Origin of the sequence: Haliscomenobacter sp. (assembly GCF_041740695.1) — a bacterium.
Taxonomy (GTDB): Bacteria; Bacteroidota; Bacteroidia; order Chitinophagales; family Saprospiraceae; genus Haliscomenobacter.
In genome coordinates, this window is the sequence record NZ_JBGSLK010000132.1 from 48,798 (window position 1) to 65,090 (window position 16,293).

Genomic DNA, 16,293 nt, shown 5'->3' on the forward strand with positions numbered 1-16,293 from the left:
AAAAAAATTAATTTCACTTTCTAATTTTTAAAAAAGGCAGCCACATAGGGCAGTTCCTAAACAGGGCTGCCACATAGGGCAGCCCCAACTAGGGCAGCCCCAACCAGGGCAGCCCCGACGAGCGCCTAATTATGAAGCAACCCGTAATTTTTTTGGCTTTTGCCAATGACAAAGATGATCACCTGCCCCTCCTCGACGAGGAACGCAAGGTCATTAACGGGCATTTGCTTCCCCTGGCCAATCAGCAGTACCTGCAACTGGTGATTGAACCCAGTGCTACAACCATCGACATCAGCCGTTACATTACCGATCTCAAAGACCGCATCAATATTTTTCACTACGGTGGTCACGCCGGTAGTCAAGAGATTTTTTTACAAGACCAGGTTGCCAACTCCGCTGGCATTGCTCAAATATTGGCCTTACAAAAAGAATTAAAAGTTGTTTTTCTCAACGGTTGTTCCACTCGGGCCCAGGTAGGGCTCTTGCAGGAATTGGGCATTCCGGCGGTCATTGCCACCTCTATCCCCATTGCTGATCAGGCGGCCAGAACGTTTTCGGATGTATTTTACCGTGCCCTTGCCGAAGACCACACCCTGGAAGAAGCATACAAACTCGCTGCTGCCAATCATTTGATGAGCTCTGGACAAGCAGCAGGCATCAATCGGGGCGTGCGGGTACGCAAAGAGGAGACCGAACCACTACCCTGGGGGCTCTACATCACCGATGGCAAAGAAGCGGTGCTGAACTGGAAAATCCCCCGGCAAAGCGCAGGCTCCTTCATCGTGCGGGGAGCAGGGCTGAAATACCAAAGTGGGGCGGGTATCAACCAAAAACTGGTGATGGCCATTGCCAATGCCATTGCTCCACATAGCCGGAGTATCCAGTTGATTTTGGACGAAGCTAAATCCAAAAGCCGCGAGCCCAAAATGCGCGACTTGCGCGTGGCCGTAATCGACTCCTTTCCTACCCCGATTGGTATGCATTTGCGCAAGTTGTTGATCGTAGAAGAAATAGGTACGGATCGATTGCAAAAGATTGTCAACCTGTATCAGGTGTCGGCGCAGTTTTTGGCTTATGTCCTGCTGGCTCAGGTATGGGATGAAAGATTCAGTAACCCCAATTATCCAATCCTGCCGATCACCCAATCGACCCTCAAAACGTTTTTGTCGCTATCCGCAGCGGATAGTCAAACCTATAATTTCGTCAATCTCATTGAAGCCTTGGGAGATACCCTGGCCGAAAGCAAAACGCCATTGTTTGTAACCGAATTCAACACCTTGCGCAAACAATACCGGGAAGAACCGGAATTAAAAACCGCAGTACTTTTCCTCGAGGAAATGAAACGGGAGCTTATGGGTTCAGTGGCTGCCGATGAGATCGAAAGTTTTTGTGTACAGGGTGAAGACAAGCTGTGTGAAATTTTTAAACACATTGGTTTTGCTGCCAAATACACACTGGCTACCATTAAAACGATTGAGCTGATCAAACCAAGGCATGAAACCCCTCGGTTTCGGCACAACCTGGTCGTGCTCAATCAACTGACTGCCGCCATCGGAGTACTGGATGATGTGCTGGAAACCACGGAATACACCGACAACAACTCGGTGATTTTGATGCGTGACGAAGAAACTGTTTCCCCTTCGCTCAACTTGTCCCCATTTATTTTGGACGAAAACGCACTATCCGGCCAGCAAAATTCTAAATTGTTCTTTTTTACCAGTTATGAAAACAAACAAATCAACTTTACTCTGATCGACAATTTGAAAGATTTGCTCAACATCACGAGAGACAACTATCCCCTGGTGAGCGAGCTTTTTGATGGCTTCATCAATAAATTTCAGGTATGACCCGTACACCTTTCAAGTTTTTGGATGCTTACGGTAAAGCAGATACCGAAATCTTCTTCGGACGTGAAGAGGAGGTGGAATCGCTGTATCAAATGAGTTTCCAAACCAACTTAATGCTGGTGTATGGCGTATCGGGTACGGGAAAAACCAGTTTGGTGCAATGTGGCTTGGCGGGGAAATTTGAATCCAGTGACTTGTTCGACATTACCATCCGCCGCAAAAACAACCTGAACGACGCTTTTTGCGATGAATTGAAAAAACACGACCTGGAGAAATCCTTTGAAGATGGCTTTTCGCCTGATCAAATGATTCACTCCTTGTACCTGGATTACCTAAGGCCTATTTACCTCATTTTTGACCAGTTTGAAGAGCTGTTCATTCTGGGCTCCCAACATGAAGAGGCCCTTTTTGTCAAAACCATCAAAAAATTACTCGCAGCTGAACTTCCCTGCAAAATCATCATCGTGATTCGGGAAGAGTACCTGGGGCATTTGTCGAGCTTTGAAAAAGCAGTACCCCAAATCTTTGACAAACGCCTGCGGGTAGAACCCATGAGTAGGAACAATGCCCGCCGGGTCATTGTCAATACCTTGCAAAACGAAAAAATCCACGTAACCCTCAGCAATGAGCAGGTTGCCGATACCATCATCGACAAGGTAACCGAAGGCATGGGTCGGGTGCAACTCACTTATTTGCAGGTATTTCTCGACAAATTATACCGGGTAGCCGCTCTGCGTGGTGGCAGCGAGATTATTTTTGACAATGAATTGGTCAACGATGTTGGCCGGATTGAAGATGTATTGCGCGACTTTTTGGATGAACAATTGGATGTATTTGCACAGGAAGTGGACACCAAAGAACTGGGGCTCAAATGGCTCAAGTTGTTTGTATCCGACAAAGGCACCAAAATCCCCATCAAACGCCAGGACGTGGAACGCGCCATGCCCGAACTAGGCCGCATCAAACACTTCAATTACCTCCAGTTTTTTGTCAACCGCCGCATATTACGGCCACTGGACAGCGACCAATACGAACTGATCCACGATAGTATAGCCTTAAAACTCTCACAAACCAAAACGGCAGGCGTCCCCATGCCCTTGCAAGTCCCCGCTCAGCAACTGCCCGCCAATCCTTTCCTCAATTTCACACCCTATGGCCCCGAAATGGCCGAATTGTTTTTTGGCCGGGATAAGGAAATTCGGGAATTGTTCGACAAAGTCATCAACGATACTGCCGTGCGCTCTACCCTGGTTTTTGGCCCAATTGGGGTCGGAAAAACTTCGTTGATGCGCGCAGGATTGATTCCAAGGATCCAACAATTGTTCCGCACTGCCTACCTGGCTTTGAGTCGGGAGATGTTTGATTTGCCGCTGTTTTCCGAGCTTTTTTTAAGCCCACCCAATAAGAAGGAAAGTCCACGGCTTTTAGAATTGTTTTTTGGCGCAGATGCCCAAAAAATCAATACCGAAGAGCGCAAGATACTGGTACTGGATCAGTTGGAAGAAGTGTTTATTTGGGTGACGGAAACAGCACAATTGGAGTTTTTTTACCGCCACCTCGCCCATCTGATTGATGGCACGCAAAACTGTGACCTGGTTTTAGTGATTCGCGACGAATTTTTTGCCAATTTGCAAGACCTAGAATCCTTTATTCCAGGTATTTTAGAGGAACAAATGCGCGTTAAACACCTGGATCGTTTTAGTGCGGCTGAGGTAATCCGGCGCAATTTGCACTTTGCTAAGGTTGAGCTGGACAATGAACAGGTCATGGAGCGCATTTTGCAAAACGTAACCGAGGGCGACGGCAAAATCAATTTGACTTTTTTACAATTGTACATGCATAAATTGCTGATAGCTTGAAAAAAATCACACTGGACAGCCTCGATCAAATGGGGACTGGCAACAACATTGTGGAAGATCTGCTCGACCAGCAAGTGCGCGAAATCGAAACCATCCTGGGGGAAAAATACCGAGGCATTGGCAACAAGATTTTGTCCATGTTTGTACAAGGTGGAAATCGGGTGCAGCTCAGCGAAAGCAGCATTGCCGAAGAACTACACAGCAAAAAAGGCCTCGCCTTCACGATGGTGCAGCGCATCCTGGAACAAATGACCCAGGCCAGTTTGCTGCGCAAAACCCCTGGTGGAAAATACGAACTCAGCAACAACCTCCTGGCTCAACGCGCTTTTCAAAAAGTGGAAGCCGAAAACCGGGTATTGCGCACCATGCGCTCCAATATCCGCGATCGCATGGCACGCAAGGAATTACTGGACGAGCATTATTTAAACTACATCACTTCTTCACTGGGTTTGTTGGATTTGACGCCGGAAGAGTATGGCTTTGTAGAGGAGTCACGGGACTCTATTCAGCGTAGAAAGAGGCGGCGGGGATTTTTATTGACCTTGTTTGTTACTGTGCTTTCTTTGATGGCCTTTTGGGCTACTATGCAAACCTGGGAGGCCCGCAAAAAAACGAAAGAACTAGCTGTCATCAATAAAGAGTTGGAGGTAAGCCGGGATAGTTCAAGGCATGCTTATGAGAATGAGCGCGCTGCTAACGATCTCACCCAACTGAGTCTGAATGCACTCAAAGAAGAAAAAAACCGCGCTGATTCTTTGGCAAAAAAAGCAACCGCTAGTGCTGCTTTAGCTCAAGCCGAAGCCAACCGCGCCAACGAAAACGCAAAAAAAGCGCAAGCCGAAAAAAAACGTGCAGAAACGGAAGCTGCTAGTGCCAAACGCTCCAGCGCGGCCGCACGCAGCGCCGAAGCCGCCGCCAAACTCTCTGCCGAGCGAGCAGAACAACTTCGCGAAGACGCCGTAAATGCAGAAAAAAAGGCTCAAGACGCCCGCGAACGCGCCATAGTTTTTAGCAATGCCGTTGTAGCCCTCAATGCCGCCCTCAAAAGCCAGGAGCTCGATGATGCCCGTCTGCAAGCACTCGTCGCCCGGCAAGCTTACAATATCGTGAGTGCTTCGCCAGAACTGGGGCTTACCCGCCATCCCTACATTTACAATGCCTTGTATTATGCGGTGAAAGACGTGGACAACAACATTCGTTTTCGCAACAAAGCTCATCAAGGTTCGGTACGCGACATCGTTTTTCAGGAGGATGGTCAGCGTTTTTTCACTACGGGTAGTGATGGCCAGGTGGTGCAATGGGACATCAATGAGTGGAATGCCTTGGGAGTCCCCGCGCATCGACAAACCCGCCTGCCCTTTGAGGGAGATGCCGTACACAATTCACTGGCACTGAGCCCCAATGAAGATCGTTTATTACTGGGTGGTGAGTTAAGCTACCTACAAGTGTACAACCTGAAGAATAAAATGGTCAAACGTTTTGACTGGCCCAAGGGTAAAAGCACCGAAGAAATCTTTTCCGTAGGTTTTCTTAACAATACTGGGGCCATAGTCGGAATGGGCCGCAGCCATTTTTATTACCTGAAAGATGAAAATGCGGCCATTACGGACATTCCCAAAGCGAATTCCCGTGCCAGCACCTTTTTGAGTACCAATCAAGGAGTTATTTCGCTTACAGTACAGGTGCTGTATCAAGAGCTGACCAAATTCAACATCGAAGGTTTGATCAATGGCCGTTTGTACCGCCAGGAATTTGCGACCCGTCAAATCAATGCTCAAAGCAAATATGGGGCAATTACTTCCATTGCCGCCCAGCAAGCGGAAGGAGCTGGTTTATTGGCCATGGGCTTTCAGAACGGACAAATTGCACTAGGGAAGATGGATGCCAATACCTTGGTAGTGAGTAAAAATCCAGTCTATTTATTCAAACAAAATCAGTCGCCCATCGTCGACATCACCTTCAGTGCCAACGGCCGCTATCTGGCTGCTGCCAGTTTGGATGGTCGGGTGACCATTTGGGATTTAGAAATTTCGGAAAACGATCCGACCTATCAACCCTTGTTGTTGGAGGATCATGAGGGTTGGGCCACTTCCGTTTGCTTCACCCCCGATGAAAAATTCCTTTTAGTCGGCACCAAAAATGGCGAAGTAGCCTTTTGGAACCTCGACCCACGCGTGTACGCCGAGCACTTGTGCAATCAACTGCGCATCAACTACCTCAGCCCGCGTTACGACGTAATGGAAACCCAAGATTGGAGCCGCTTTTTTGGCAAGGAAATTAAACAACAGCGGGTATGTGGAGGAAATTAAGCAACCGGCAAGGCAATCGCCTTTGGTACAAAGCTGCGCTTACCAGCTTCTTGCTCCTGACCTATGTCCTTTCCTGGGGGCAAGTCGACTCTTGTCAGGAGCGCCTCATCCAGGCCAGTCAGTTGTACGAAAAAGGCAAACTCAGCCAGGTCATCCAAACCCTGCGTACCTGCCTCTATAACCATGATCAAAACAGAGTAACCCGCCGCACTGCCCTCAACATGGCCTCAGAGTCCTTCATTTTTATGGACAGTGTCCGCCTCGCTCAACGCACTCTGCTGGAGCTATTGCGCCTCGATCCTTTTTATCAAGTCAACAAAGACATTCCCGAAATGCGCTACCTGCGAGAGCAGGTGGTGACCTATCCCTGCCTGGAAATTTCCGGCTTTTTTGGCCCCAACGTGCTGACCAGAGCTGATTTTCAAAGTGCCTTGGTTCACCCTGGCGGCAATCTGATCAGTCGAGAGTACAGCCTAAAAGGCGTGGATGACGATTTTGATGTGAGTTGGGGTTTTACGGCTGGAGCTGAACTAGGGGTTGCTCTGGATCGGCGCTCTAATTTTGACCTGCATTTTGGCCTCAATGTTTCTCGTTATACCTTTCGCTACATCCAAGAGATGGACAATGTGCCCAATTTTGACAATGAACTCGATCGAGCCAGACTCTTCATTGCTGAAAAACATTTTTGGTTGCGGACACCCCTGTATTTATCCTTCAATTTGGTGCCACGCGAAAGCATCGTTGAACGATACTTCATTCCTTACCTGAAAATTGGCGGCAGTTACGATCATCTTTTGCGGCAAACCGCAAAACTGAGTTCGCTCAAATTAAGTTTTCCACCAGATGGCACTTCCATCGTTGACCCTGGTACCAGAATTGGGGATTACCGACAATCCAGTAATTTTTCTATCTTGGCCGGGGCAGGTGTAAAATTGCACCTGCATCGTTTTTTCTTGCTATTAGATGCACAATATTCCCAAATGTTGCGAAATTTGCGCGACACCGAAGCAGAACGGCTGCTTGTTGATGATTACCGCTACGTCGACAATGATTTTACACTCAGCAATCTCAATTTCCGTATAGGTATTGGGGTGTTTTTGTTCCGGGCAAAGGGGCTATAAAAAATATGTGTTCATTTTGCTAAAGGATTAGGTAAGTAAACGGTTCATTTCAAGTGTCTTAGCTAATCCTTTGGCCTAAAAAAAAATGAACACCTATTTTTGCCCCACTATACAAGGTGAAATAATCGCTGCACTCTACAATTTATCCGTCCTTTTTTCTCCACTGCAAACGTTTGTGTATTCAGGCTACCGGGATAGGCGCGTCAAAATTCAGGATTTTCGCCTTACCTTGCGGCCGTGTTATTCTTCACAAAATTGAAATTTTATGGTTGAGCATTTGAATGACGGCGGAGTCAAACTAAAGCGCATTTTTATTGAATCACGCTTGCCAGAAGAACTCGAACCCCTACAGGAGATGGCCAACAACCTCTGTTGGTCCTGGAGTAATGATGCTACTGAGCTGTTTAAACAAATCAGCCCTGAGCAATGGGAAGCCCTCAATTACAATCCGATCGCAATACTGGATCAACTCTCAATGGACAGAGCCCAAGAGTTGTTGAAAGATAAGGCTTTTATGAGCCTGATGTCCAAAGCGCATACTTCCTTTAAAAAGTACCTGGCTGAAGAACCCAAAGCTGAATCGCCAAAGATTGCGTATTTCAGCATGGAGTTCGGTTTACACATTTCAGCCCGCCTGTATTCGGGTGGTTTGGGCGTGTTGGCTGGAGATTTTTTGAAAGAAGCCAGCGACGAAAATGTCCACATGGCGGGTGTCGGTCTGTTGTACCGCTACGGCTATTTTGAACAAAGTATCTCCTTGTACGGCGATCAGGTCAACAACTACGCACCGCAGGAGTACACCAAAATGCCGATGCACCCGGTGCGCGACAAAAATGGTGAATGGCTAAAAATTGTCATCGACCTACCCGGTCGCCAGGTGTATGCAAAGGTTTGGGTACTGCCCGTAGGTCGGATTCCCCTATACCTTTTGGACACCGATCTCAATGAGAACATCTGGGAAGACCGCAGCATTACCCATCACCTCTACGGCGGCGATAAGGAGCATCGCCTCAAGCAGGAAATCCTCCTGGGGATAGGTGGGATACGTGCCCTGGAAGCACTCGGGTTTGACGCAGATATTTACCACTGCAACGAAGGCCACGCTGCCTTTATGACTCTGGAGCGTACCCGTGGGTTGATTCGCACTCAGCACCTCAATTACCAACAGGCAACGGAGGTAGTTCGTTCTTCCTCCTTGTTTACGACGCATACTCCGGTACCTGCAGGACACGATTATTTTACCGAAGACCTCCTGCGCAAGTACCTATCGGAATATTGCCACCAATTGAGCCTGACCTGGCACGATTTTATGGCTTTGGGCCGCATAGATGCCCACAACAATGATGAACCTTTCTCCATGAGCCACCTGGCCATCCACTTGTGCCAGGAAGTGAATGGGGTAAGTGAATTGCATGGACTGGTTTCGCAACAAATGTTCAAGCCCATGTTCCCTGGCTACAACCAACAGGAACTGCATGTGAGTTTTGTAACCAACGGGGTACACTACCCAACCTGGATTGCCGACGAATGGCACCAGTTGTATACTGAATTTTGTGGCGAAAAATTCATCAAGGATCAGTCTAATTTGAAACTCTGGGAAGGGATTCAAAAAATCCCGGCAGCGCGGATCATGGAGATTCGCAAAAAGCTAAAAACCCGCCTTTTGCATTATGTGAAGGCTAAGCTTAAATCCGAATTGACCCGCCGTGGCGAAAAACCGGGCAGCATCTTTGAGGTACTGAACAACATCCCTGAAAATGCGCTGGTGATTGGTTTTGCTCGTCGTTTTGCCACCTACAAACGTGCCCATTTGTTGTTCCAGAACCTGGAACGTTTGGCACAAATGGTAGGCGACAAACAACGTCCGGTGATGTTCATTTTTGCAGGTAAAGCACACCCTGCTGATCATCCTGGTCAAAAATTGATCAAAGACATCGTCAATATTTCCAAACGCCCTGAGTTTGCCGGGAAAATTCTCTTTCTGGAGGGGTACAACATGGAAATGGCCCGTTTGCTGGTTCAAGGGGTAGACATCTGGCTCAACACCCCCACCCGCCCATTGGAAGCTTCGGGTACTTCTGGGATGAAGGCCGCGATGAACGGGGTTATGAATTTCAGCGTTCTGGATGGTTGGTGGGCCGAAGGCTACCGCGCCGATTCAGGCTGGGCACTCCCCCTTGAGAACAGCTACGATGAACCTATTTTGCAAGATGAATTGGACGCTGAAACCTTGTACAATACGTTTGAGGAGGACATCATTCCGACCTATTACAAGCAAAACGCCGAAGGCATTTCTGAAGAATGGGTGCAATACGTCCGCAACATCATTTCCAAAGTGGCACCTCTGTTCACGATGAAACGAATGATGGACGATTATTTCTCCCGTTTCTACAACAAGCTAGCCAAACGTGGTGGGCAATTTAAAAAGGACAAGTTCAAGGACGCCATAGTAATGGCGGAGTGGAAAAAGCTGATGTTGCAGCGTTGGGCAGGTATTCACTTGGTAGACCGGGATATTTTTGATACCGACAATTACTCTTTGACCCTTGGCGAAAGTTTCAAGGCTGGCATAAAGGTGTATTGCAATGGGGTCAAAGCACAAAACCTGGGCGTAGAAATTCTGTTTTTCAAACGCAAAAGTGAAACAGAACTGGAACTACGCAGCACCTATCCCTTGGAATTGACCGATGGCAAAGGCGACATTGCTACCTTCAGCTCCGAGATCAATCCCCAAATGTCGGGTGTATACGAATACGGTTTTCGCTTGTATCCAAAGCACGAAAACCTGCCACACCGCCAGGATTTGGGCTTGATCAAATGGCTGTAATCCAGAGCAACCTGTGATGACGGAGTTTTTTGAAATATTCGTTCTCCAGGCCTTGGCGTTTGAATTGCCTCCAGCTTTAGCTGGTGGGTCGAAGGTCAAATTTTGAATGGGCTTTAGCCCCTAACCTCAACTTGGCAAATAGGGATAAAGCCCAAAACTGGAGCTCACTGCTTATCCACTAGCTAAAGCTGGAGGCAATTCATGGGCTTCTAGTCTAAGATTGAAGAACGGTAATTTCAAAAATTTCATCATTCTGGAAAAGAAGAAATGGCGAACGGAGTCCCCGTTCGCCATTTGCTTTTCATAATACGTTCGTCCATACAGGTTAAAATCACCAACTAGGGTTTTTCTTTCGCGGGGACATTCATCCCCGCGAACCAGGGATTAATAGCAACTGTCTGCCGTAGCAGGTAAAAAATAGGCGTATAGGTGTTAGGTGTTTTTTAAGGTTAAACATTAACTGAGGTTTCCTGGGGTTGGCCCACGATTGCTCGTGGGCCGTCAAACGGGTTTTTAGGTGTTTTGATATGCGTTGATTTGGGATCAAATGATAAAAAAGCCTGGTGTTTAGTGTTTAGTGATTTCTCATAGTATGTTCGTGCATCTTGCTTTTTGATCACGATTCAAAGGTATTCCTAAAGTGCTGCCCAGGAAAACCACCCAGTGGCCCAAAATCGGAATTCAGACTGGCAAAAAATCACTTATAATCGCGCTATTTTAGCAAATCAAAACTGGCTCTGTAAATCACAAACCCTTCATTTTTAATATTTTTCGACTTTATTTTCTTCGTATCTTTTATTTTTTCACCCGAAAGTCTTAGTTTTTCGTTTCGAGTTTCAGAAGAGGAGAAAAAAAATTAAAAAAATGATTTTTCTCCCAAAAAACGTCCACACAGGGTATGAAAGACGATTTGTTCAGTTTAATCCAGGCGATGGCGCCCGCGGAAAAGCGCTATTTTAAAGTCAACTCTAAAAAGCTCAGTGGAGAAAAAGTCCAGGCTGACTATGTAGACCTGTTTGAGTTGCTCAATAAAATGGAGGAACTGGATGAGGCCAAATTGCGGAAAGTATTCGACAAACGCCTTGCCGACACCCGCGCCTACCTTTACGACGCGATCTTGCGCAGCATGCGTGCTTACCGCAGCAAGCGATTTTTGTACAGTCAAATCAAGGACAAAATCATTGACGCTCGTTATTTGCTGGATGTTGGGCTGCCCGAGCAGGCCGAATATTGTCTGGGTGAAGCCAAACAGATGGCTGAATCTGCCAGAGATACCTTGTCCTTGTTGGAAATCAATCGAGAATACCGCAAGTTGCTGCGCCGAACCTTTACCCAAGGCAAAGAAACAATCTTACTCGCTCTTACTGAGGCCCAACGTTTTTTGGAAGCCCAAATGCAGGAGGAATTTTGGGCCCTGAGCAACAGCGACAAGGTCATCGTAGAAACCAATCGGGTGATGCGCAGTGAAAATCGTGCCGACACGGAACGCCTGCGCAGCCAATTTGCAGATTTATTGGATGAAAAAAGTACGCCCAAAGGGATTCGGGCTCAATTGGCCTGTTTTCAAATCCGGGTAGTCTTGTTTTATTACCTGGGCGAAATCACCCAAGCCTATGCCGAAGGAAAAAAGGGGATGGCGCTGTGGAAGGAATTCCCTGTACTTCGGGAGGAAGAGCCTTTTTCCTACATCAACGATTTGGCCAACCACCTCACCCTGGCCATTCAGCAAAAAGACTACCCCGAGGCCACTACACTCCAACAACAATTGGAGCAATACAAGCCCCAATCTGTCAACGAGGAAGCCTGGTGGTTTCGCAAAAGTGTAGGTACTGATCTACTGCTGCGCACCAACACTGGCAACATTGAAGGGCTGGATCAAATGGCCGAAAAAATCCGGGCTGGTATTCAACGTTTCGACATCACCATTTCTGGTCAGTTTCACTTTTACATCAATTTGGCGCTCTTGCAATTCATTGCAGGTACTTATCAGAAATGCCTGGAATCCTGTGAATTACTTGTTCGTCAACACCAGGTGAAAGACCGTCAAGATGCCCGGGTGATTGCTGGGCTATTGCGGGTAATGGCCATGTACGAACTGCAACACGACGATTTTGAAAACGCCCTGCGCTCCAGCGATCGCTTATTGGAAAAACAGGAAATCAGCTTTTTAGAAGATTTTGAGCAAACCATTCTGGGATTTCTGCGTACCCTGAATCGGGCTCCGGAGCGCGAGAAACGTCCCATCTGGCAAAAGATGGAACAGTATTTGGCCGACAGCAACCATAGTTTATTGGAAATTGCGACGCTATTGCGGGGCTGGGTGGCGCTGCATTTGACGGGTGAGCCGATTGTGGAAAGAATGCGGCGGGAAGCGAAAGGGCATAAATAGCAGGTAGAAAAAATAAGCCTAACTCAAAACCTCCCGAATCCGAGCTACCCCATCCTCATACGAAGCCCCCACCGGAATCTCCACCCCATTCACCCATACCTGTTGCCGCGCAATTTTACCCACATGTTGCACGCCCACAATGAAGGAGCGATGCACCCGCACGAAATCCTGCTCAGGCAAGGTATGTAAGGCCTCTGGCACGTTTTGTCGGCACATCAATTTACGTTCCTTCAGCACATAAGTCATGTAATTCCCGGCTGCTTCGATGTACAGGATGTCTTTGAGGTAAACTTTTTCCTCTTCATAACCTGTTTTGAGAAAAATGAAATCTTGCGCTTCAACACCACGTACATTTTGCATTTCCAGGGCTTTGTTACAAGCTTTCGTAAACCGTGCCAGCGAAAAAGGTTTAAGCAGGTAATCCACGGCATCCAGGTCAAAACCCTGCACTGCGTATTCACTATAGGCCGTGGTAAACACCACCAAGGGGCCATTTTTCAGAATTTGCGCAAACTCTATCCCAGAGATATCCGGCATTTTGATGTCCAAAAAAAGCAGATCAACCTTGTTTTGCCGCAAAAAAGGCAAGGCTTCAAAAGCGTCAATAAAACTGGCGCGCAGGTCCAAAAAAGGTACCTTGGCCGCGTGCATTTGTACAACCTCCAGGGCTTTGGGTTCGTCGTCGATGGCAATGGCGCTTAACTTCATAGCAGCTACACAATGGTGAGGATTAAAGATACAAAATAATCATGCTCAGAGACCTGGATGCTGAATTCGTGTTTGTCCGGGTACAACAATTCCAGGCGTTTGCGCACATTGTCCAGGCCAATGCCGTGGCTGTCTTTTTCAGGGTCCAGTTCGTTTTTAGGGTGGTAGCTGTTGTGTACTTTGAAAAAAATATGTTCGGGATCATGGGTCAGGGTGATGTAGATCCAGGAAGCATTGCGAAAGCTAATGCCGTGTTTGAAGGCGTTTTCCACAAGTGGATTGAGCAGCATGGGTGCGATAAAAACCTCCCGGTCTGGGTTTTGTAAATTAATCTTGAGGTCAATTTGTTGGTTGTCGTCCAAGCGCAATTGCTGGATGTCGATCAGGTTGTGCAGGTATTCAATCTCTTTGGCCAGGGGGATGCGATTTTGGTGGTTTTCCTGCAACATGAAACGCATCATGTCTCCCAGCTTTTGGATACCATCGGCAGTTTTCTCACTGTTTTCCTTCATCGCTATGGCATAAAGGGTATTGAGTGCATTGAACAAAAAGTGCGGGTTGATTTGGGCGCGGAGGGCGCCTAGTTCGGCGGAAGTTTGGGAAACTTCGGTTAGAAAGCTGCGTTTTTCATTGATCAAAACCGATCTCAAATAAGCGCTGCCAATGCCTAATGCATGAACAACTAAAAAATGAAGCAACCATGTTTTGTTCGAAGTATCATCGAAAAAGATCAGTAAATACACAATGACCAAGGCTGTGGTAACCAGTGGCTCCAAAAAGTTGACCCGATTCTGCTCCGTAAATCCATTTTTAATGATTGCAATACAACGATAAAACCAATGCAGGTGTAAAACCACGATTGGTACAACCCAAAAACGCAATTGGATAAAACGATTTTCGTAGTAGTCATTGCCTGTCATGACCTCGAAACTCAACATGGTAGCATAGCTTAGCAAAAATAATATGGCTGAAAAGAGCAAGAACTCAGCCAGTGCTTTAAGAACGAGGCTACGGTTTTCTTTGGCCCGAGCGATTAAAAAATAATACAACTCATTCAAAGCTTCATAGAGCACAATGATTATGAATAATTTCAAACTATCCTGCACCAGATGCAGCAGGCTAAAATAAGGCCTGGCCTCCGGGCCATCTTGACCATCGTTTCTCCATAAATCGATATTAGTATACCCATACGCAGCAGCAGCAGCTACAATCAACAGCAATCCCAGAAGAGCAGCAAATGCCGCCAGGAAACCAAACCTGTGGCGCGAACTTGGGCGCACTATGGCCGGCGTAACATAATGATGAAATAGCAGACCTGCCACTATCCCACCCAGCCAAAATACCAGGGTTGCAAACAGGTCATTTTCTAAAAAATCATACTCCCCAAAACAATCATAACACTGTATTTGTGCATCTACATATTCTACATAGCTGTTGACGATCATTCCTGCCGCCAATACAATACTTAGCAGAAACCCCAGTCCCCAATTGCGCTTTTCTATTGCCGCCATTGCTTTTTTTTGTAAAAGTAGGGATTCAGCCCATTGCGTTCGAGAAATGGGCTGAATCAAGCACTTTTTGGGATAAAATCGCTGGCATATCTAAAAATCATAACAATCCATCCCGCGCCCACTTTTTTGTTTCCCACCCCGCGCTTTATCTCCATTGAACCAGTTTTTCGGCCAGGGACTGATTTTCAAAGCCGCATAAAAACCCGCTTCGGAGAGATTACCTCGGGTCACCCAAGGAATAAGGTTATCTGTACCAATGGTCAAAAAAGCCAGGCGAATTGCAGCGCCCAAGCGCAAGCGCTGCCAACGATACAAGCTCAGTGGCAGGTAGGCTCCCACCCAATTGTTTTCCCAGCCACTTACTACCGAGAGGGTGCTGGCTTTGTGCAATTGATTGTCGCGAAATGCCAATGGCTGTTGATACACAGCAAAAAAGCGCAGTCCTTCTGTTTTGTAAAAACCGGCTTGCAAAACCAGATTGGTCGGCAATCCCATGCTGAAGGAGGAATCAACCAAAGCCGCCTGGGGGTCACCTGTGAGCAATTCACTCAGTTGGGCAGCTTTGTTGGGCAAGTCGGCTGCGCCAGTCCAACTGGTGTAAGGGTCGGTATCAAAAAGGAGGGTGGTTGAGTTGCGAAACTGGTACAATTGAGCGCTGTCGCGAAAACGGATTCCGCCAATGTCATTGATAGCCAAGCCCACATTACAATTCCAGCGCTCTCCCACGTATTCGTAAACCAAACCCAGATCGAGGCCCCAGCCTTTGCCTTGTTGTTGCAGCTTGTAAGGGGTATCAGCATCAGTGCCCAGGTTACCCCTGGTAAAAGCCAATGTAGCCGCACCCGGGCTCACTTCAAAACTATCCGTACTGATTTGTTGATAACTGAATTGCTCATTGTAGATCGTGAGTCCTTCATAACCTTGCAGGTACCGCAGGTTAAAACCCAGGGCAAGTCGACGGTCATCCGCTGAACCAATGCTGTAATCGTAATGCAGCCCCAATTCTCGCCAGGCCATTCCATTGACGTGGGAGGGAGTCATGTTGACCTTGCCTTTGTTATTGATGTAGGTATAATACCCCAAATCGGTAGGGAAAATGGTTTCCATCTCCATCCGTGCACGGGTAGTGAAGCCAATGCCATGTTTGCCCAGTCGAACCAAAAAAGAAGGCCCCAAGACATTTACTGTCACATCACCATAATAAGGACTGTTGCGGGTGTAATAGTCCAAAACCAGGCTATTTGGCCCGGGAGTTCGATCAGCTGGTATATCCGGTCGGCTGTAAATGTTCTGGATGCTGCGGTATCGACTGAACTCACCCGCTTTGGAGTTTTCCAAAAAGGCGTAGTTGTTGCTCACCGAGTTGACGGTTTCAACCAGGTTCAAGTCCCATTTTTTGTGGTACAAGGCGCCGAGAGCCGGGTTGAGCAAGGTACTGTTGATGCCGCTGAATTGTTGCAAGCGCAAACCGAGGGCTTCCTGGCCCGAACTGGATATTGCTGCCAGAATACATAGGGGCAACAGCAATATTTGCAGGTTTTTCATATTTGATGCTTCGTTTTGAGTTGAACGCTGAATGTGTGGGGTTTCTTTTCTTTGGTACACCTCATTAATTTTGGTGAGACCCAAAGGATGAAAATAATGATTTTTTTTAAATACGAATAATTACCCAAAAACTCACCTCCTGATGCCAAATCGGGCACCCATTTTGCCCAGCATCCT

General features: G+C 47.2%; 9 protein-coding genes. 6 read left to right on the forward strand and 3 right to left on the reverse strand.

Annotation, left to right across the window (positions count from 1 at the left end):
* The first annotated feature begins 131 nt into the window (after positions 1-131).
* The 6 genes from ACEW9O_RS26260 to ACEW9O_RS26285 all read left to right on the forward strand — a co-directional run bounded on the left by ACEW9O_RS26260 (position 132) and on the right by ACEW9O_RS26285 (position 12,352).
* Complete coding sequence (locus ACEW9O_RS26260) at positions 132-1,847, forward strand: CHAT domain-containing protein (protein ID WP_373553200.1); 1,716 nt, start codon at positions 132-134, stop codon at positions 1,845-1,847.
* Complete coding sequence (locus ACEW9O_RS26265; protein WP_373553201.1) at positions 1,844-3,706, forward strand: hypothetical protein; 1,863 nt, start codon at positions 1,844-1,846, stop codon at positions 3,704-3,706. The genes ACEW9O_RS26260 and ACEW9O_RS26265 overlap by 4 nt, the downstream gene beginning before the upstream one ends.
* On the forward strand, positions 3,703-6,015 hold the full coding sequence (locus tag ACEW9O_RS26270) for a hypothetical protein (protein WP_373553202.1): 2,313 nt from the start codon (positions 3,703-3,705) through the stop codon (positions 6,013-6,015). The genes ACEW9O_RS26265 and ACEW9O_RS26270 overlap by 4 nt, the downstream gene beginning before the upstream one ends.
* Positions 6,000-7,136 carry a hypothetical protein gene (locus ACEW9O_RS26275; protein WP_373553203.1) on the forward strand — a complete coding sequence of 379 codons (1,137 nt, stop codon included), beginning with the start codon at positions 6,000-6,002 and terminating at the stop codon, positions 7,134-7,136. The genes ACEW9O_RS26270 and ACEW9O_RS26275 overlap by 16 nt, the downstream gene beginning before the upstream one ends.
* A gap of 265 nt (positions 7,137-7,401) precedes the next feature.
* Positions 7,402-9,963 carry an alpha-glucan family phosphorylase gene (gene glgP, locus ACEW9O_RS26280; RefSeq protein ID WP_373553204.1) on the forward strand — a complete coding sequence of 854 codons (2,562 nt, stop codon included), beginning with the start codon at positions 7,402-7,404 and terminating at the stop codon, positions 9,961-9,963.
* An 898-nt stretch (positions 9,964-10,861) separates the two neighbouring features.
* Positions 10,862-12,352 carry a hypothetical protein gene (locus ACEW9O_RS26285; RefSeq protein ID WP_373553205.1) on the forward strand — a complete coding sequence of 497 codons (1,491 nt, stop codon included), beginning with the start codon at positions 10,862-10,864 and terminating at the stop codon, positions 12,350-12,352.
* A gap of 18 nt (positions 12,353-12,370) precedes the next feature.
* On the opposite strand, the gene ACEW9O_RS26290 is transcribed toward ACEW9O_RS26285, so the two are convergent.
* The 3 genes from ACEW9O_RS26290 to ACEW9O_RS26300 all read right to left on the reverse strand — a co-directional run bounded on the left by ACEW9O_RS26290 (position 12,371) and on the right by ACEW9O_RS26300 (position 16,116).
* Positions 12,371-13,060, reverse strand: coding sequence for a LytR/AlgR family response regulator transcription factor (locus ACEW9O_RS26290; RefSeq protein ID WP_373553206.1), 690 nt, complete (start codon positions 13,058-13,060; stop codon positions 12,371-12,373).
* A gap of 5 nt (positions 13,061-13,065) precedes the next feature.
* Entirely contained in the window at positions 13,066-14,571 is a 1,506-nt protein-coding gene (locus ACEW9O_RS26295; RefSeq protein ID WP_373553207.1) for a sensor histidine kinase, read from the reverse strand.
* A gap of 90 nt (positions 14,572-14,661) precedes the next feature.
* On the reverse strand, positions 14,662-16,116 hold the full coding sequence (locus tag ACEW9O_RS26300; RefSeq protein ID WP_373553208.1) for a DUF5723 family protein: 1,455 nt from the start codon (positions 16,114-16,116) through the stop codon (positions 14,662-14,664).
* Between the last annotated feature and the right edge of the window lie 177 nt (positions 16,117-16,293).